Below are 17,609 nucleotides of genomic sequence, written 5' to 3' on the forward strand. Positions count from 1 at the left end.
CAAATCGGTTTCGTTGGCTGGCGAAGCAATTCATCCCTAGCCGCATTAAAATGCTATTCAAAGCAGAAAAATTCCAGTTTTAATGTCGATTAATACGAAATATCCTGCCTACAGGATTAAAGTCTCTCATAGGACTTGAGCCCAGGGCTGCTGTGCCCCGTGCACACCCTCGGCTTTCCATGATCGAGTAACCGCTTGATCTGCCACGAAACTTAATTGGAGTCAGCGGACCGAAAGGATGGCAGCCAGTCTCGGCCGCTGATGGCCAAAGCATTGCGCCTTGAGCACCTGCTTGACCGGCTCGGCTTCCCATGGGGCTTGGTTTTGTTGAGTAGACGTCGTCCTTCGACGTGGAAGACGTGTCTCATACGCTCTAGCGGCGCCCATCAGGCGCTCACGAGCTGGCCCATTTGCGTGGATGGCTGGGGCGGGAGGATTCGAACCTCCGAATGGCGGTACCAAAAACCGCTGCCTTACCACTTGGCGACGCCCCATCGACGCAAGGCCGCGCGTTGTCTAGACGCCGCGTCGGCCCGTTGCAACAGCCTGTTCGCTCCGGCCGACCAGGAAATGGAGAGCGCGCATGTCGAAGCGGATCGCGATCGTCACAGGGGCGGGGTCCGGGATCGGCCGGGCGGTCTCGCTCGGGCTCGCACGAGCCGGGTTCGATCTGGCTTTGGCCGGGCGTCGACGGGGGCCGCTCGATGAGGTAGCGGATGCCGCGCGTGCGCTTGGGGCTGAGGCCATGGCAGTGGAGACCGATGTCGGCGATGCCCCAGCAGTCGGGCATCTCTTCGCCGAGGTGAAGACGCGGTTCGGTCGCCTCGATCTCTTGTTCAACAATGCCGGCCTGTTCGCACCTTCCGTGCCGCTGGACGAACTCAGCCTGGCGCAATGGCAGGCCGTCGTGGATGCAAACCTCACCGGCGCTTTCCTCTGCACGCAGGGCGCCTTCCGGATGATGAAGGCGCAGAACCCGCGCGGCGGCCGCATCATCAACAACGGGTCGATCTCGGCTCAGGTGCCGCGTCCGAATTCGGCGCCCTATACGGCGACGAAACACGCGATCACCGGCCTCACGCGGTCAACCTCCCTCGATGGCCGCGACCATGACATCGCCTGTGGGCAGATCGATATCGGCAATGCCGAGACGGATATGACCAAGCCGATGGCAGCTGGCATACGCCAGCCCGACGGATCGTTGAAAGTCGAGCCGGTCATGGACGCCCGTCACGTGGCCGATGCGGTGGTCTATATGGCCGGCCTGCCCCTCGACGCCAACGTGCAGTTCATGACCGTGATGGCGACGAAGATGCCCTATATCGGGAGGGGCTGAGGCCCCGCGCTTTCGCCCGGTCCCCGTTCGCATTACAGACGGGGCACGCCCCCGACCTTGTACAGACAAGCCCGCCCCGGCGGACCAGAGAAGCAACCGCCCGCGATGTTGATGCAGACAGAACCCAAGGACGCGACCGGCAAGGATGCCGACAGGGCGAAGGATCCCGTCGCCCGCCGCCGTACCTTCGCGATCATCTCCCACCCTGATGCGGGCAAGACCACGCTCACCGAGAAGCTGCTCCTGTTCGGCGGCGCGATCCAGCTCGCCGGCGAGGTCAAGGCCAAGCGCAACCGCGTCTCGACTCGGTCCGACTGGATGGGAATCGAGAAGGAGCGCGGCATCTCGGTCGTCACCTCGGTGATGACCTTCGAGTATGGCGACTGCGTCTTCAACCTGCTCGACACGCCGGGCCACGAGGACTTCTCGGAGGATACCTACCGCACCCTGACGGCCGTCGATTCGGCGGTGATGGTGATCGACGCCGCCAAGGGCATCGAGGCGCGCACGCGTAAGCTGTTCGAGGTCTGCCGCCTGCGCGACATCCCCATCGTCACCTTCATCAACAAGCTCGACCGTGAGGCGCGCGATCCGTTCGAACTTCTCGACGAAATCGAGAAGACCCTGGCGCTCGATGTAGCTCCGGTCACTTGGCCCATCGGCCGGGGGCGGAGCTTTGCCGGCACCTACGACCTCGGCAATGGTCGTGTTCGCCGGCTCGACGCGGCGGACGACGCCGGCACCGTGGCCGTGTCCGGCGTGGACGATCCGCTCTTCGACCAGCTCCTCACCGAGGAAGGCGAGGTGGCCACGTGGCGGGAGGAGGCGGAGCTCGCCGAATCCGGCCTCAAGCGGTTCGATCTCGAGGCGTTTCGCGAAGGGCACCTCACGCCGGTCTTTTTCGGCTCGGCCCTGCGCAATTTCGGCGTGCGCGACCTCATCGACGGGCTTGCCCGCTTCGCACCACCCCCGCGCGGCCAGGATTGCGACAAGCGCCTGGTGGAGCCCACCGAGCCGAAAATGACGGGGTTCGTCTTCAAGATCCAGGCGAACATGGATCCCAACCATCGCGACCGCATCGCCTTCATGCGGGTCTGCTCGGGCAGGCTCAGCCGCGGCATGAAGGCGAAGCTCGTGCGCACCGGAAAGCCGATGTCGCTGTCCGCGCCGCAATTCTTCTTCGCGCAGGACCGAGCCATCGCCGACGAGGCCTTTGCCGGCGATGTGGTCGGCATCCCCAACCACGGCACCCTGCGCATCGGCGATACGCTCACCGAGGGCGAGGAGATCGTGTTCCGCGGCGTGCCGAGCTTCGCGCCGGAAATTCTGCGCCGTATCAAGCTCACCGATGCGATGAAGGCGAAGAAGCTGCGGGAAGCGCTTCAGCAGATGGGCGAGGAAGGCGTCGTCCAGGTGTTCCGTCCGCATGACGGCTCACAGGCCATCGTCGGCGTCGTCGGTGCGCTGCAGCTCGACGTGCTGAAGGAGCGGCTCCAGGCCGAGTATGGCCTGCCCATCGATTATGAGCCGACGCGCTTCTCGATCTGTCGCTGGATCGAATCGGATGTCGAAACCGACCTCGATTCCTTCATCGGTACCCATGGCTCTGCCATGGCGAGCGATCTCGACGGTGCGCCCGTCTTCATGGCGACCACCGCCTTTTCCCTCCGCTACGAGGAAGAGCGCGCGCCGAAGGTCCGCTTCACCGACATCAAGGATTATCAGAAGCGCGCCGCCTGATCCTGGGCGCAGGCTTCATGAGAAAGGGCCGCGCGGTTTACACCGCGCGGCCCTTTCTTGGTTTCGACCGATGCCGTTGAGGCGATCAGCGGCCTTGCTGGATCGCCGAGAGGATCCAGCGCCCGCCTCGCTCGCGCACGAAGGTCCACAGCTCCAGGGCCTCCGGCTCGCCGGTCTCGACGGTCTGGTTGGTCCGAAGGTCGATCGTCACGTCGGTAATGGCGTAGCGCATCGCCACCGTGGCGTATTCCATGCGGCCCTCGCTCCATGATTCCGACAGGTCGCCCTGCAGAAGCTTCACGTTCGAGATCCGATTGACGACCCCGCGGGATTCGTTGCCACGCAGCTCATCGGCAAAGTAGCCCGCCATTTCCGGTGTCGCGAGGTTGCGCAACGCAGCGACGTCGCCACGGCCATAGGCCGCCTGCACGTCATTCAGAGCGATCTCGAAGCTCTGGAAGTCGCCCGGGCCGATATCGACCTTGCCGACGGTCGGCTGCGGCGCGCCGCGCGGAGCAGCACCCATGGCCGAACCGGCACCCATGGCGGGACCAGCTCCCGCGCCGGGCGTCGAGCCGTAGCCCGACGGGTTCGAATTGCCCGACATGCTGGAGCGGGCCATGCCGGCGGGAGCCGGATTGCCCTGACGGCGGCGGAACCAACGCACCGCGAAGGCGACGACCATCACGATGAGGCCGACCTGCAGCAGCAGGCCGATCATCGAGGCGATGCCGCCGAGTCCGCCGAAGAAGCCACCGCCCAGGAGCGCTCCGAGGAGGCCGGCGCCGAGAAGGCCGGCCATGAAGCCGCCACCGAAGCGAGGACGCTGCGTAGCGGCGCTCGTCATGCCGGGATTACCCATGGTCGAACCGGGCTGCGTCTGCGAGCGCTGGATCGGCGCGGCGCTCGGTGCCGTGTTCGTGGACGAAGGCGCGTTGTAGGTCTTCGAGCCGCGCGAGCCCATGCCACCGCCGCCGCCTGGACGGGCCTCGGCAACGGGCGCAGCAACGGCCAGCATCGCGGCGAGCGCGAAGACGGTCGCGGCGCGGGTGCGACGCGTGGAGGGGATGAACATGAATACGCCTCTGAACGAAGTCTGAGAGAGTCCCGGCGGGAATGCCGGATCTTATATGGTGACGTTCGACGACGAGTTTTAGTCCGGCCGCGCCCTGCTTTTGTGATGACGGCGAGACTTGAGAAAGCCGGTAAAGTTCAGAGAGCGGCGGGAAAAATCATCCGGACCGTCGTTCCCTCGCCGGGCTTGCTGTCGAGAGACACGGTCCCGTTCTGACGTTTCACCAGGCCGTGGACGATGGCGAGCCCCGCTCCCCGTCCGGCCTCGCGAGTCGTGATGAAGGGCGCGAGCGCCCGTGCCGCCATCTCCGGTGTCATCCCGTGCCCGGTATCGCGGACGGAAAGACCGACCGCGCCATCGCCCGGGCGGCGGATCGCCGGGTCGCTCGGCGGCACCACGAAACTCGCGATCTCGATGCTTCCGCCGGACGGCATCGCCTCGCAGGCATTGGCGACGATATGGGACAGGGCAAGATCCACTTGGGTCGGGTTGGTGAGCCCGTTGGGCAGGTCCGGTGCCGTGCGGATCGTCAGGATTACGCCCGGGGGAAGCGTCGCTTGCATGCGCGCGGCGAAGGCGGTGATGAGAGCATTCATATCGACCGGGCGGACATCCGGCGCGATCCGGCGCGAGAAGGTCAGAAGCTGGCGCGTCAGGATCGTCGCCCGCTCCACCGCGTCGGTGGAGCGTATCACCGCCCGTTGGATGAAGGGTTCCTCGCGGTCGCCGAGACGTCGCTTCAGCCCGTCGATATAGCCGATGAGAATCTGGAGGAAGTTGTTGAACTCGTGAGCGACGCTGTTCGTGAGCAGGCCCAGCGCCTCGCGTTGCCGCGATAAAGCCAGCGCGCCCTCAGCATCCCTTCGTCTGGTCACGTCGATCACCTGGACGAGGAGAAGGTCGGTATCGGGCATGCGGGCTGCGAAGATCTCGGCCCAGAAGGTCGAGCCGTTCCTGCGCCAGGCCAGCACCTCGATTCCCTCCGGACGCTTTCCCGCCAACGCGGCGGCGAAAGCGGCGCGAGCGTCCTTGTCGGTATTGGCTCCGAGAAGCAGATGGGCATCGCGTCCGACGAGATCCCCGGTATCGTGGCCGGTCAACCGGGCAAAAGCGGGATTGGCCGCGACGATCGTCGTCTTGGATTGGTCGATCAGCAGCGTGGGAACTGCGCTGGCATCCAGGGCCGAGCGAAGATCGATAGGCGGGCTCGGAGCCTCATCCCGTTCGCCGTCCAGATCGTGCAACGCCATGCTGTATCCAGGCCTGTCGGAGCGGAACGGGCTCCAGCGTTAGTCGCATCGGACGGAAGCGCCAAGACGTCACGGAGCCTCCCCACGATGTCTACTGCCGCACCCACATCACTCGCGCGATCCAGGCGATCTCCGCCACTTGGACGATGCGTTCCGGGTGGCTCGGGTTGAGCGACAGCAACTCGATCGTCCGGGCGGTCTTGCGGCGCAGTTCCTTGGCCAGCACTTCGCCGCTGGCCAGCCGCACCACCACGCGGTCGCCTTTGCGGACGCTGGCGGTGGGAGACACGATCAGAACGTCGCCGTCGCGGTAGAGCGGTTCCATGGAATCGCCCTGCACTTCGAGGGCGAAAGCGCGATCCTCACCGAGATCGGGAAACTCGATTTCTTCCCAGCCCGGCCCGCCGGTGGGCATGCCTTCCTCGGTGAAGAGCCTGCCCGCGCCCGCCTGAGTCATGCCGATCAGCGGCACCATGGTGCGCGGCATGCCTTCCCGTGCCTCGATGAGGCGAAGGAAATCGTCCAGCGTCGCATTGGTGGCCGCGAGTACCTTCGACACCGATTCGGTGGAGGGCCAGCGCTTGCGCCCGTCCGGCCCGATCCGCTTCGAGCGGTTGAAGCTCGTGGCGTCGAGCCCCGCACGGCGCGCGAGACCCGAAGCGGAGAATCCATGGCGTTCCGCGAGACGGTCGATCGCGGTCCAGATCTGCTCGTGGGACAGCATGGCGAGACTCGATCAGAATGGCTAAGACATCCAGCCTAGCTTTAGGAAAGTAGAACTAAAAAGCGGCGGAAGCAACGGCGCGCCGCCACTATCCTTGAGATGGAGAAATTACAAACTCACGACCAAAGGTAGAAATAGCCGCTGGTTGCGACGGATGCCTGCCCGTTCTATCGCGGTCGCGGTCGAACCGGAAGGCAACGCGCGATGTCAATGATCTACAAGATATGCCCGCGTGCCTTGTGGCGCGAGGCCGAGGAAGCGGGCCGGTTCACCGGTGCTCCGGTCGACCATGCCGATGGGTTCATTCATTTCTCCACCGCTGACCAAGTGGCTGAAACTGCATCTCGGCATTTCGCCGGTGTTCCCGATCTCGTCCTCGTCGGGATCGACGCCGATGCGTTGGGAGATGCCCTTCGCTACGAGCCCTCGCGCGGCGGGGCGCTGTTCCCGCATCTCTACGGCGACCTCCGGCTCGATGCGGTCAGGTCCGTCACCGATCTTCCGATCGGGCCGGACGGCCGGCATCTGTTTCCCGCCGATCTGGTTTCGCCCACTCCTCCCTCGACCGGAGCATCGGTATGATCGGCGCGCTCTTTCCCCTCGCAAAGCCGATCCTGCATGGTCTCGACGCCGAGACGGCGCACAACCTCACCTTACGTGGGCTGGCTCTTCTGCCACCCCGCAAGCCGGCCCCGGACGATCCGAGGCTCGCGGTTGATGCCTTCGGCCGTCGGTTCCCCAACCCGGTCGGACTGGCGGCAGGATTCGACAAGGGCGCGCAGGTGCCCGACGCGCTGCTCGGCCTGGGCTTCGGCTTCGTGGAGGTCGGCGGCGTCGTTCCGAAGCCTCAGGGTGGCAATCCACGCCCGCGCGTGTTCCGCCTCAGCGCCGACGGCGCCGTCATCAACCGCTTCGGCCTCAACAGCGAAGGGCTCGACATCGTGCGCGGTCGCCTCGCGGCGAGAAGCGGCCGGACCGGATTGGTCGGAATCAATATCGGCGCCAATAAGGAGTCGAGCGACAGGATCGCCGATTACGTGGCCTGCACCTCGGCATTGGCGCCGCATGTCGCATTCGTCACCGTCAACGTCTCTTCGCCGAACACGCCCGGCCTGCGTGACCTTCAGGGCGAAGCGTTCCTGGATGATCTGCTCGGACGCGTGGTCGAGGCTCGCGACAAGGCCTCTGCCGGAACCGCGATTCTGCTGAAGATCGCCCCCGATATCTCGTTCGAAGCGCTCGATTCCATCGTCGCCACCGCTTTGCGGAGGAAGGTGCAGGGGCTCGTGGTCTCCAACACCACCATCGCACGGCCCGCCGGTCTCGCCGACGCCTCCCTGGCCAGGGAGACCGGAGGCCTCTCCGGGCGTCCGCTTTTCGAGCCGGCGACCCGCCTCCTGGCAGAAACCTACCTGCGCGTGGGCGGCACCATCCCGCTCATCGGCGTGGGCGGCATCGACTCGGCCGAGGCGGCCTGGACCAAGATCCTCGCAGGGGCGAGCCTGCTGCAGCTCTACTCTGCGCTGGTCTATGCCGGTCCCGGGCTCGTCGGATCGATCAAAGCCGGCTTGCTCAGAAAACTCGCCGCGGAAGGTGCTCGCGACCTGTCGACGATCGTCGGCCGGGACGCGGCGACGCTGGCCAAACTCGGGACAGCTGCCGCTTAGTCTTTCGAGAAAGCCCGGATCCTCGGCGTCTTACTCCAAAAGGGTGATGACGCGGCAGGACCGTCTTCCGCATCGCGGCACGACCCTCTGTCGGCCGGGTGCTACTCAAGACGCGCGAGATCTAACCCGGCTTTCGTCGCATGCGGTTCATGCGTCTGACGCGGGGTCGAGTTTAGAACTTCGAAAGACTGCTCGGTTTCGCGCCAATGCATCGTCGTAAGCGCATGACTGGCCCGCGTTTATCCGTGTTTGAGTGACCCGTGTGCGGTGCGATATCGCTGGTGGTAGAGGACGTGGTTTCGCATGGCGATTCCGCCGTCCAGGCCATTTTTTGCCGAGCCAGGATCGTACATGGATCACCCGGTCGCGTCCCCCAAGCGTTCCTCCGCCGCTGGCGGTTGGGGCGCGCTAAAGAGCTGCGGCAAGCACCTGCTGAGCAGCCGCGCCCCGCTCTCCGGGGCCCGCGCCATGCTCAAGGCCAACCAGCCCGATGGGTTCGATTGTCCCGGCTGCGCCTGGGGTGACCCGGCGCACGGTTCCTCGTTCGAGTTCTGTGAGAACGGCGTGAAGGCCGTCTCATGGGAGGCGACCGACAAGCGTACGCCGCCGAAGTTCTTCGCGAAGCACACGGTGACGTCGCTGCGGACATGGACGGATTACGCCCTGGAAGGCGAGGGCCGCCTGACGCATCCCATGCGCTACGACGCAGCGAGCGACCGCTACCTGCCGGTCAGCTGGGATGCGGCCTTCACCGAGATCGGCGCCACCCTGCGTGGTCTCGACAGCCCCGACCGGGCCGAGTTCTACACCTCCGGCCGCGCCTCCAACGAGGCCGCTTACATCTACCAGCTGTTCGCCCGGCTCTACGGCACCAACAACTTCCCCGATTGCTCCAACATGTGCCACGAGGCCAGCGGCATCGCCCTCCAGGCGGCCATCGGCATCGGCAAGGGCACCGTGCTGCTCGAGGATTTCGAGAAGGCGGACGCGATCTTCGTGGTCGGCCAGAACCCCGGCACCAACCATCCGCGCATGCTCGGCGACCTTCGCAAGGCGGCGACCCGCGGCGCCCGCGTCGTGGTCTACAACCCCGTGCGCGAGCGCGGTCTGGAGCGTTTCGCCGATCCGCAGAACACGGTTGAGATGCTACGCGGTGCCAGCGCCCCGGTGGCGAGCCATTATTACCAGCCGCGTCCGGGCGGCGACATGGCGGTGTTCCGCGGCATCGCCAAGGCGGTCTTCGCCGCCGACGACGCGGCGCTCGCCGCTGGCCGGCCTTCCGTCCTGGATCGCGCCTTCCTGAGCCACCATGCCGAGGGGCATGAGGCCTATCGCGCGGTCGTGGAGGCGACCACCTGGGAGGCTATCGAGGACCAGTCCGGCCTCTCCCGCGCCGACATCGAGGTGGCGGCCGACGTCTATCTCGGTGCCGACAAGGTCATCTGCACCTGGGCCATGGGAGTGACCCAGCACAAACACTCGGTGGCCACCATCCGGGAGATGACCAACGTCATGCTCCTGCGCGGCAATATCGGACGTCCCGGTGCTGGACTCTGCCCCGTGCGCGGCCATTCCAACGTGCAGGGTGACCGCACGGTGGGCATCAACGAGAAGCCGCCGGCCGCCCTGCTCGACGCCCTGGAGCGTGAGATCGGCTTCGTCGCCCCGCGCAAGCACGGCCACAACGTCATCGGCGCCATCGGCGCCATGCTCGACGGATCGTCGAAGGCCTTCATCGGGCTCGGCGGCAATTTCGCCCGCGCCACGCCGGATACGGCGCTGGTAGCCAAGGCGCTCGCTTCCTGCGAGCTCACCGTCCATATCGCGACGAAGCTCAACCACTCGCATCTGGTGCCGGGCCGGGTCGCCTACCTGCTGCCTTGCATCGGCCGCACCGAGATCGACCGGAATTCGAAGGGCAAGATTCAGATCGTTACGGTCGAGGATTCCATGAGCATGGTCCACGGCTCGGGCGGCATCAACAAGCCTGCCTCGTCGGAGCTGCGCTCCGAGATCGCGATCATCGCCGGCATGGCTGCCGCCACCGTCGGGTCGGACAAGGTCGATTGGGCGGCGCTCGCCGACGATTATGACGGCATCCGCGCGCTGATCGAGCGGACCATTCCGGGTTTTACCGGCTACAACGCCCGTGTCCGCCGCCCGCGCGGGTTCATGCTGCGCAACCTCGCCGCCGAGCGCAATTTCGAGACGACCACCGGCAAGGCGAATTTCTCGGCCGAACATTTGCCCGAGGCGACGGAGCACCAGCAGGCGCGGACGAAGGCCGGCACCTTCGTGCTGCAGACCTTCCGCAGCCACGATCAGTACAACACCACCGTCTATGGCCTCGACGACCGCTATCGCGGGGTCTACGGCGAGCGTCAGGTGCTGTTCGCGCATCCCGACGATCTGGCCGAGATCCGTGCCGTCGCAGGCGACCGCGTCGATATCGTCGGCACCCATGACGACGGCGTGGTGCGGGTGGCCGAAGGCTTCCGTCTCGTACCGTTCGACATGCCGCGCGGCAGTCTCGCCGGTTACTACCCGGAGCTCAACGTGCTCGTTCCCCTGTCGTCCTTCGGCAAGGAGAGCGACACGCCGACGTCGAAATCAGTGATGGTGTCGCTTCGCCGTCCGGCGGAGGCAGCGTGAGCGAGCCTCCTGCCGATGCCGAGACCTTTCTCGCCGTCACCGATTCCATCGCCGACCTCCAGCCCGGCCTCTCCACCTTGGAGGCCGGGCTGCTCGCGGGCCTTCATCTGAAGCTCGCCGCCGACAGCCGAAGCTTCGCCCGCGTCTTCGGCGTCGAGCACGCCCTCGTCCTGCGTGCGGTGGAGACCCTGTCCGGGGAGGCCGAGCTTCTGGCGGTCACCGAGCGCAATCAGAAAACCCAGCGGGCGCGCTACGAGGCGACCCCGGCGGGTCTCGCCATCCTGGATCACCTGCACGGCTGAGTCTCTGGATTGCCGTCGTCAGCTTCCGTAGCTCTGGATCAGCGATCCGGCTACGAGGGTCCAGCCGTCGACCAGCACGAAGAAGATCAGCTTGAACGGCAGGGCCACCGTCGCCGGCGGCACCATCATCATGCCCACCGCCATCAGGATCGAGGCGACGACCAGATCGATGACGAGGAAGGGGATGAAGAGCAGGAAGCCGATTTCGAAGGCGCGGCGCAACTCCGAAATCATGAAGGCCGGCGTGACGATCTCCAGGCCGATGGCTTCCGGCCCGGCGGGGGTGGGGGCCTTCGCCATGTCGAGGAACAGCTTCAGGTCCTTCTCGCGCACGTTGCGCAGCATGAAGGTCTTGAACGGAGCCGAGGCCCTCTCGAACGCCACGCCCTGGGTGATCTGGCCCGCGATCAGCGGCTCGATCCCGGTGCGATAGGCCTCGCGCGCCGTCGGCGCCATCACGAAGGCGGTGAGGAACAGCGCGAGGCTGGTGATCACGGCGTTCGGCGGCGCGCTCTGAGTCCCAAGGGCCGAACGCAGGATCGACAACACCACGACGATTCGCGTGAACGAGGTCGCCATCACCAGCACCGAGGGCGCCAGCGCCAGGACGGTGATGAGGGCGACGAGCTGGAGCGCTCGCTCGGTGACGCCGCCCTGACCGAGATCGACCGAAAGGCTCTGTGCCGTGGCCGCGCCGATGCCGGCGGCCAGGAAGCCGCCCGCCGCCAGCACGAGTCCGGCGGAACGGAGGGAAACGGAGGTGGTTCGGGTCAGGGGTGCCATGGCGGGGCGCAACCTGCGTCGGCCTGAGCTTGGGTGCAAGCGCCCAAGGCCTGGAAGCCCCTTCGTTGAAAACCAGAGTGACACCGTGGCGAAAATGCCGACGGGACACTTTGCGCTCGCTTGCCGGGATGACTAGGTTCCCCCCGCACAGGCCCGGACGACACCGAAGGACGACCATGACGAGCGCAACCGCCACCGAGACCCGGGACATCGGACCGTTCGCCGAGGCCGTATGGGACACGCCGTTCGGCATTCCGCCCTTCGAGCGGATCCGGCCGGAACATTACCTCCCCGCCTTCGAAGCCGCACTCGACGCCCACGATGCCGAGATCGCCGCTATTGCCGGCAACACCGAGCCGGCACGTTTCGCCAACACCGTCGAGGCCCTGGAGCGCGCCGGCCTCGATCTCGACCGCGTCGCCTCCGTCTTCTTCAACCTCAGCGGCAGCAACACCAGCCCCGAGCTCCAGGCGGTGGAGCGGGCGATCACCCCACGCCTCGCGCGCCATGGCAGCGCGATCTATCTCAACCCGCTGCTCTGGGCGCGGCTCTCCGCCGTCGATCCGGATACGGAGGCACTCGGCGACGAGGAGCGCCGCGTGCTCGACCGCTACCGCACGCGCTTTCGCCGCGCCGGTGCCGATCTTGCCGCTGAGGCGAAGACCCGGATGGCGGAGATCGCGGGGCGGATGGCCGAACTCGGGACCACGTTCAGCCAGAACCTGCTGGCCGATGAGGGCGCGTTCATCCTCCCCCTCGACGGTGAGGAGGATCTCGCCGGGCTCCCCGAGTTCCTTCGCTCCGCTGCCGCCAGCGCCGCCAAGGATCGGGGCGACGAGCATGCGCACATCATCACCCTGTCGCGCTCGCTGATCGAGCCGTTCCTGGTGTTCTCGACCCGGCGTGACCTGCGCGAGAAGGCCTATCAGGCTTGGATCCGGCGTGGCGAGAGCGGCGGCGCCACGGACAACCGGGCCATCATCGCCGAGATCATCGCCCTCCGCGCGGAGCGGGCCCGCCTGCTCGGCTTCGACAGCTTTGCCCATTTCAAACTGTCGGACACCATGGCGGGCTCGCCCGACGCCGCGATGGAATTGCTGCGCAACGTCTGGACGCCGGCCCATGCCCGTGCCGGCACCGAGCGCGACCGCCTGCAGGCCCTGGCCACGTCCGAAGGGGCCAATATCGCCCTGGGGCCGCATGATTGGCGCCACTATGCCGAGAAGCTGCGGCGGGCCGAGCACGATCTCGACGAGGGCGAGATCAAGCCCTACCTGCCCCTCGACGGTGTCATCGCGGCCTCCTTCGACACGGCTTCGCGCTTGTTCGACCTGCGCTTCGAGGAACTCACCGACTTTCCCCGCTACCACCCCGATGTGCGGGCCTGGGTGGTGCGCAATGCCGACGGGTCCGAGGTCGGCATCTTCCTCGGCGATTATTTCGCCAGGTCTTCGAAGCGCAGCGGTGCCTGGATGAGCGCCTTCCGCTCACAGGAGCGGCTCAACGGCACCATCACGCCGATCATCGTCAACGTGATGAACTTCGCCAAGGCGCCGGAGGGTGAGACACCGCTGCTCTCCTTCGACGACGCGCGCACCCTGTTCCACGAGTTCGGCCATGCGCTCCACGGCCTTCTCTCGGACGTCACCTATCCGCTCCTCTCGGGCACGGCGGTGGCCGGCGATTTCGTGGAACTGCCCTCGCAGCTCTATGAGCACTGGCTCGAACAGCCTCAGGTCCTGCGCGCCCATGCCAGGCATCACCGCACCGGCGAGCCGATGCCGGAGGAGTTGCTGAAGCGCCTCTTGGCGGCGCGGGCCTTCAACCAGGGCTTCTCCACCATCGAATACACCGCCTCGGCCATCGTCGACATGACGCTGCACCTGTCGAGCGGCGGCGAGGACGGGCTCGATGTCCTGGCCTTCGAGGCCGACGCGCTTCAGCGCATCGGCATGCCGGCGGAGATCTCCATGCGGCACCGCTCGCCGCATTTCGCCCATATCTTCTCCGGCGACGGTTATGCGGCGGGATATTACAGCTACCTCTGGTCCGAGGTGCTCGATGCCGACGCTTTCGACGCGTTCCGCGAGGCGGGCGATATCTTCGATCCCGAGACGGCGGCGCGGCTGCGCAAGTTCGTCTACGGCGCCGGAAACCTGCGCGATCCCGGTGAGGCCTACATCGCCTTCCGCGGCCGCCTGCCGAGCATCGATCCGCTGCTGCGCAAGCGCGGCTTGGCGGCTGCCTGATTCAGGAGAGGTAGTTCGTCAGAGTCAGTTTCGAGAGCATCGAGGTCACTTGGTAGCTCGCCTGAAGCTGGTTCTGGAGTGCCAGGAGCTTCGCGGTGACTCCCTCGAGGGAGACCGTATCGACGCCGTCGAGACTGTCATGAAGGGCGGCCCTGGCGGCGCGGTTGTCGGCCTTCGTCTCCGTCATGGTCTTGGCCGCCAGGCTGAGATCGCTGGCGATGGACTGTATTCCCTCGCGCCCGGCGGTGGAGGTGAGGAGCGAGCGTGAACGTTCCGAGACGGCGAGGTAGCGTGCCGCCTCCGGCGTTCCGGTCTGCGTAGTGGTGAAGCTTTGCACCGCGACCTGCGCGATCCCGGCGAGGACCGCGCGGATCGGCGCCTCGTTGGCCTGGGCTCCGATTCCGATCTTCCGGTCCGAACCGATCTGCACCGACGCCGTCGCCCGTGGATCGGTCGAGGTATCGTCGCCGGTGTACCAGATGACGGTCGTGGTGCTGGCCCCTTCCGCGTAGCCGTTCCCGTCCGCCGATACGCGGCGCGGTGCAAACCCCTCGGTCTTCGACCCGGCGAAGAAATCCTGGGTGGCGCGCGACGCCGAACTCGCCGAGAGGGTCGTCCCTGCCGTCTCCTTCAGCGCGTTCGACAGGGCGGTGGAGATGTTGGCCGCGACGTCACCGGTCAACGAGAACTCGGTGGTGGACTTCGCATCCGCATTCGCCTTCGCGGTCAGCGTGATCGTCTGCGTGGTACCGTCGCGAAGCGCGAGCTTGAAGGTCAGCGTGTCACCCGCTGCCGGAGGGGCTTTTACGGCCAGCTCCACCGAGGCCGGCGTGCCGGTGCCGAAATTCGCGGCGAGCCCGAGGGAGGCCTTGCCCTGGATGCTGGCAACGGCCTGGTTCTCGAATCTCTTGGTGAGGGCGGCGGCGGTGTCGGTGGCAGTGCCGAGCGGAATCGTATTCGTGGCGTCCGCCGGAGGATTGGCGGTAACGATCAGGTCGGTGAAAGTCTGGGTTCCGTCGGGCTGGTTGATCGCCACGCGAATGCGGTCGCCTTCCGCCGGCGCATTGGCCACGGAGAAGGACACGGCCGGATTCGTGCGCGCCGTCATCGGCCCCGCCGTGATGGCCGCCGGGTTCGAGCTGGCCGCAGAGACGAGGCTGAAGCCGAAATTCGCGCGCGCTTCCGTGCCTCCCGCGCCGAGATCCTCTTCGCTGATCGTCACGGTGGAGTCCGACACCTTCGTGGCGATGCGGCCATTGCCATTCGGACCGAGGTCGGCGGCGATCTGTTCGCTCACGACGGTCTTGAGGCCTTCGAGGTTACGGCTGGGTATGCCGTTGAGGATCGCATCCGACGAGGCGACGGGCGGAGCGTCCGAATCGCGACCGCCGAAGATGTAATTGCCGGCGACGTCCTGGTTCAAGGCGTCCACGGCGGCGTCCAGGCTGTTCCTGGCTACCTGCACGGCGTTCGAACCGGACGCGATCGACCCGCTATTCAACGAACCCTGGACGATGCCGCTGAGGTTGGAGAGCTGTGTCACCGCCGAACTGACGACGGTCACCCGCGTCGTGTTCGCGTTGATCGCGGCATCGTAGCCATCGAGCGCGCTCAGCGAGGCGTGGGCAGAGAGGCTGGTGGTTCGCGCCGAGCCAATGCCGCCATACGTCTCCGCATTGCGTCCCGTGGTGAGCTGGGCCGTCAATGTTTCGAGGCGCGCCTTCTGGCTGACCAGATTCGCCGTGTTGCGGTCCTGGAAATAGGTGCCTGCCGTGAAGGCGCTGATCGTCATCGTGACCTCGGCGAAAGGGTCTTCACGGGTTTGACCGATGAAAGACGCCGGAGAATTGACCCGAACCGTGGAAACCACGTTTCGGAAGAACCGGATGCCGGAACGAGGCTCTAGATCCGGAGGAGCGTGTCCAACATGTCGCGCGCGGCCGTGAGAACGCGCGCATTGGCGGTATAGGCCGTCTGCAATCCGACGAGCTTCGACATCTCCTCGTCGATCTTGACGCCGGATGTGCTCGCGAACCGGCCCTGGGCCGTGGCAAGGGCGATGCTTTGCCCTTCGTCGAGAAACTGCGCGGTCGCGGTGGCGGCGCCCTGGGCGTCGATGATCTTCTGGGTGAAGTCCTGAACCGAGGTCGTGAACGGGGCGCTGATGCCCCCGATCCCGCTCGCCGCCGAGAAGGTCCGGCTGGCGGTCGTGAGCGCGTCGTAGAGGTATTGCGGTCGCGTTACGTCGTCGGCCGGAGTGGATGACGACATCTTCACCAGCGATTCTGTCTTTGCCGCCACCGCCGGGTTCACGGCGATGCGTTGGGCAAAGCCCGTCAGCTGCGAGCCGCCATCGAACGAGCCGGTGAAGAGGCGGCCCTTGCCGCCGCCATCGACGAAGAGCGGGATCTGCGGCTTGCCGTTCGTCACCTCGTCGGCCGTTTTCGACTGGGTGACGCTGGCGGTGATCCCCTGGAGCGTCGCGGCCCCGTTCGCAGGGATCAGGATTCTGACCGCGCCTTCTTTGCCGACAGTGGCGCTGGACGTCACGGTGAATGATGAGCCGACTGCGACGGTGACGGCTTCCGAGCTGAGGGCGTCGGCGATCGAGGCGCTGAGCTTGGTCGGGTCGCTCCCCACCGTGAACGGCACGATGGTCGCCAGCGGGTCGGCGACATCGGTCCGGTCGACGGCTGCGGGCGGATTCGAGCTGGACGGAACCAGGATCAGGTTGCGCTGGGCGCCGTTGCTATCCTTGAAGCTGATCGTGATGGCGTTGCCGGCGCTCAGGCCGGTCAGGTCGATGTCGAAACCCGCGCCTCCCCCTGTGGACGCGGGCGTGCCCACCGCCGAGCTATCGGACAGCGACCGCGACAGGCCCGCCGCGAGATCGTCGAGCTGGCGCTGGGCCTGGGGCAGAACCGTATCGCGCAGTTCGATTCCAGCAGCCAGCGAGCCCGAACGGATCGCGTTCGAGGCCACCAGATCGATCGTTCCGCCGCCCGGCGTGGTCGCCGTGATGGTTCCGACGCCGCGCTGAGCGGGGTCCGCGGAATAGCTGTCCTCGGGGCCGAGCGTGCCGCGGCCGTCGAAGCTCAAAGTCGCCGCGCTGGCCCGGTCCACCAGGGTCATGCCGGAATTGGTCATGACCGTGACGGTCCCGTCGCGCTGCACCGAGGCCTGCACGTCGAGATAGCCGGAGAGGGAATTGAGGGCCTGGTCGCGCTGATCGAGCAGGGCGACCTTGGACCCATCGTCGCTGGTAGCCGCGATCTTCACGTTGAGTTGGGCGATCGACGAGAGCAGGCTGCTCGCCGCCGACGTATCGTTGGACAGCTGGCTCTCGGTCGCGGTGCGCAGGGATTGGACCCCCTCCGCGATGCTTCCGATCTTCGTCGCGAGGTTCGATGCCGCCGCGACCACGGCGGAGCGGGCAGGCGCGGAGTCCGGGGCAGCGCCGAGGGTCTGGAGCGACAGGGTGAAGCTGTTCATCACCCCGTCGAGGGCGCTCGTCGTGCCGGGCGTGCCGTAGAGCTTGTCGAGCTGGGTCCGGACGTCCGCCATCATGCCCGTATAGGCCGCGCCGGACGTCTCGAGCCGCAGCTGCTTCAACGAATTCTCGTCGAAGACCCGGTTGATCGTGCCGATGGCGACGCCCGAATTGCCGGGCCCCTGCGCGACGGTGTCGAGCGAGCGCTTGACATAGCCGGTGGTGCCGACATTCGCGATGTTCTGCGAGACGATGCCGATGGCGGCCTGAGTGGTCTTCAGGCCGGCCGCGGCCGTGTTCAGGGCTGATAACGACACGCTTGCCCTCCCTCTACGTCACCG

The 17,609-nt window shown here is 66.2% G+C and carries 13 protein-coding genes and 1 tRNA gene; 7 read left to right on the forward strand and 7 right to left on the reverse strand.

The window, feature by feature from the left end:
* Positions 1–419: 419 nt before the first annotated feature.
* Positions 420–494, reverse strand: a tRNA-Gln gene (locus tag IPV08_RS09000).
* A gap of 89 nt (positions 495–583) precedes the next feature.
* On the opposite strand from IPV08_RS09000, the gene IPV08_RS09005 reads away from it, so the two are divergent.
* Together IPV08_RS09005 and IPV08_RS09010 are read left to right on the forward strand one after the other, a co-directional pair.
* Entirely contained in the window at positions 584–1,336 is a 753-nt protein-coding gene (locus IPV08_RS09005; RefSeq protein ID WP_207411594.1) for an SDR family oxidoreductase, read from the forward strand.
* Positions 1,337–1,441: 105 nt separating this feature from the next.
* On the forward strand, positions 1,442–3,076 hold the full coding sequence (locus IPV08_RS09010) for a peptide chain release factor 3 (RefSeq protein ID WP_056431206.1): 1,635 nt from the start codon (positions 1,442–1,444) through the stop codon (positions 3,074–3,076).
* Between the two features lie 85 nt (positions 3,077–3,161).
* On the opposite strand, the gene IPV08_RS09015 is transcribed toward IPV08_RS09010, so the two are convergent.
* The 3 genes from IPV08_RS09015 to IPV08_RS09025 form a co-directional block, all read right to left on the reverse strand.
* Positions 3,162–4,151: a TIM44-like domain-containing protein gene (locus tag IPV08_RS09015; protein ID WP_207411595.1), complete on the reverse strand. Its 990-nt coding sequence runs from the start codon at positions 4,149–4,151 to the stop codon at positions 3,162–3,164.
* A gap of 137 nt (positions 4,152–4,288) precedes the next feature.
* Complete coding sequence (locus IPV08_RS09020; protein ID WP_207411596.1) at positions 4,289–5,401, reverse strand: ATP-binding protein; 1,113 nt, start codon at positions 5,399–5,401, stop codon at positions 4,289–4,291.
* Between the two features lie 91 nt (positions 5,402–5,492).
* Complete coding sequence (locus tag IPV08_RS09025; RefSeq protein ID WP_056431196.1) at positions 5,493–6,125, reverse strand: helix-turn-helix transcriptional regulator; 633 nt, start codon at positions 6,123–6,125, stop codon at positions 5,493–5,495.
* A 204-nt stretch (positions 6,126–6,329) separates the two neighbouring features.
* Between IPV08_RS09025 and IPV08_RS09030 the strand changes: the two genes are divergently transcribed.
* The 4 genes from IPV08_RS09030 (at position 6,330) to IPV08_RS09045 (ending at position 10,746) form a co-directional block, all read left to right on the forward strand.
* A complete protein-coding gene (locus IPV08_RS09030; protein WP_207411597.1) occupies positions 6,330–6,707 on the forward strand; it encodes a DUF952 domain-containing protein in 378 nt (125 codons plus the stop codon).
* Positions 6,704–7,792 carry a quinone-dependent dihydroorotate dehydrogenase gene (locus IPV08_RS09035; protein WP_207411598.1) on the forward strand — a complete coding sequence of 363 codons (1,089 nt, stop codon included), beginning with the start codon at positions 6,704–6,706 and terminating at the stop codon, positions 7,790–7,792. The genes IPV08_RS09030 and IPV08_RS09035 overlap by 4 nt, the downstream gene beginning before the upstream one ends.
* Before the next feature lie 351 nt (positions 7,793–8,143).
* Positions 8,144–10,444 carry an FdhF/YdeP family oxidoreductase gene (locus IPV08_RS09040; RefSeq protein ID WP_207411599.1) on the forward strand — a complete coding sequence of 767 codons (2,301 nt, stop codon included), beginning with the start codon at positions 8,144–8,146 and terminating at the stop codon, positions 10,442–10,444.
* Complete coding sequence (locus tag IPV08_RS09045; RefSeq protein WP_207411600.1) at positions 10,441–10,746, forward strand: hypothetical protein; 306 nt, start codon at positions 10,441–10,443, stop codon at positions 10,744–10,746. Before IPV08_RS09040 ends, IPV08_RS09045 begins: the two co-directional genes overlap by 4 nt.
* An 18-nt stretch (positions 10,747–10,764) precedes the next feature.
* Here the strand turns inward: IPV08_RS09045 and fliP are convergent, their stop codons facing one another.
* A complete protein-coding gene (gene fliP, locus IPV08_RS09050; protein ID WP_207411601.1) occupies positions 10,765–11,529 on the reverse strand; it encodes a flagellar type III secretion system pore protein FliP in 765 nt (254 codons plus the stop codon).
* Between the two features lie 176 nt (positions 11,530–11,705).
* Here fliP and IPV08_RS09055 point away from each other — a divergent pair, with 176 nt between their 5' ends.
* Positions 11,706–13,778 carry a M3 family metallopeptidase gene (locus tag IPV08_RS09055; RefSeq protein WP_207411602.1) on the forward strand — a complete coding sequence of 691 codons (2,073 nt, stop codon included), beginning with the start codon at positions 11,706–11,708 and terminating at the stop codon, positions 13,776–13,778.
* 1 nt (position 13,779) lies between these two features.
* Here IPV08_RS09055 and IPV08_RS09060 read toward each other — a convergent pair whose 3' ends face one another.
* Together IPV08_RS09060 and flgK are read right to left on the reverse strand one after the other, a co-directional pair.
* The gene (locus IPV08_RS09060) at positions 13,780–15,570 is read right to left on the reverse strand and encodes a hypothetical protein (RefSeq protein WP_207411603.1); all 1,791 of its coding nucleotides are present in this window, start codon (positions 15,568–15,570) and stop codon (positions 13,780–13,782) included.
* Positions 15,571–15,680: 110 nt separating this feature from the next.
* Entirely contained in the window at positions 15,681–17,585 is a 1,905-nt protein-coding gene (gene flgK, locus IPV08_RS09065) for a flagellar hook-associated protein FlgK (RefSeq protein WP_207411604.1), read from the reverse strand.
* Positions 17,586–17,609 lie beyond the last annotated feature (24 nt).

The sequence above is a fragment of the Methylobacterium sp. SD274 genome (assembly GCF_017355285.1).
Lineage (GTDB): Bacteria > Pseudomonadota > Alphaproteobacteria > Rhizobiales > Beijerinckiaceae > Methylobacterium.

What these genes read in the sequence shown, in the direction of transcription:
- IPV08_RS09005 (WP_207411594.1), top strand. Translation starts at nt 584, where the DNA reads ATGTCGAAGCGGATCGCGATCGTCACAGGGGCGGGGTCCGGGATCGGC.
- IPV08_RS09010 (WP_056431206.1), top strand. Translation starts at nt 1,442, where the DNA reads ATGTTGATGCAGACAGAACCCAAGGACGCGACCGGCAAGGATGCCGAC.
- IPV08_RS09015 (WP_207411595.1), bottom strand. Translation starts at nt 4,151, where the DNA reads ATGTTCATCCCCTCCACGCGTCGCACCCGCGCCGCGACCGTCTTCGCG.
- IPV08_RS09020 (WP_207411596.1), bottom strand. Translation starts at nt 5,401, where the DNA reads ATGGCGTTGCACGATCTGGACGGCGAACGGGATGAGGCTCCGAGCCCG.
- IPV08_RS09025 (WP_056431196.1), bottom strand. Translation starts at nt 6,125, where the DNA reads ATGCTGTCCCACGAGCAGATCTGGACCGCGATCGACCGTCTCGCGGAA.
- IPV08_RS09030 (WP_207411597.1), top strand. Translation starts at nt 6,330, where the DNA reads ATGTCAATGATCTACAAGATATGCCCGCGTGCCTTGTGGCGCGAGGCC.
- IPV08_RS09035 (WP_207411598.1), top strand. Translation starts at nt 6,704, where the DNA reads ATGATCGGCGCGCTCTTTCCCCTCGCAAAGCCGATCCTGCATGGTCTC.
- IPV08_RS09040 (WP_207411599.1), top strand. Translation starts at nt 8,144, where the DNA reads ATGGATCACCCGGTCGCGTCCCCCAAGCGTTCCTCCGCCGCTGGCGGT.
- fliP (WP_207411601.1), bottom strand. Translation starts at nt 11,529, where the DNA reads ATGGCACCCCTGACCCGAACCACCTCCGTTTCCCTCCGTTCCGCCGGA.
- IPV08_RS09055 (WP_207411602.1), top strand. Translation starts at nt 11,706, where the DNA reads ATGACGAGCGCAACCGCCACCGAGACCCGGGACATCGGACCGTTCGCC.
- IPV08_RS09060 (WP_207411603.1), bottom strand. Translation starts at nt 15,570, where the DNA reads ATGACGATCAGCGCCTTCACGGCAGGCACCTATTTCCAGGACCGCAAC.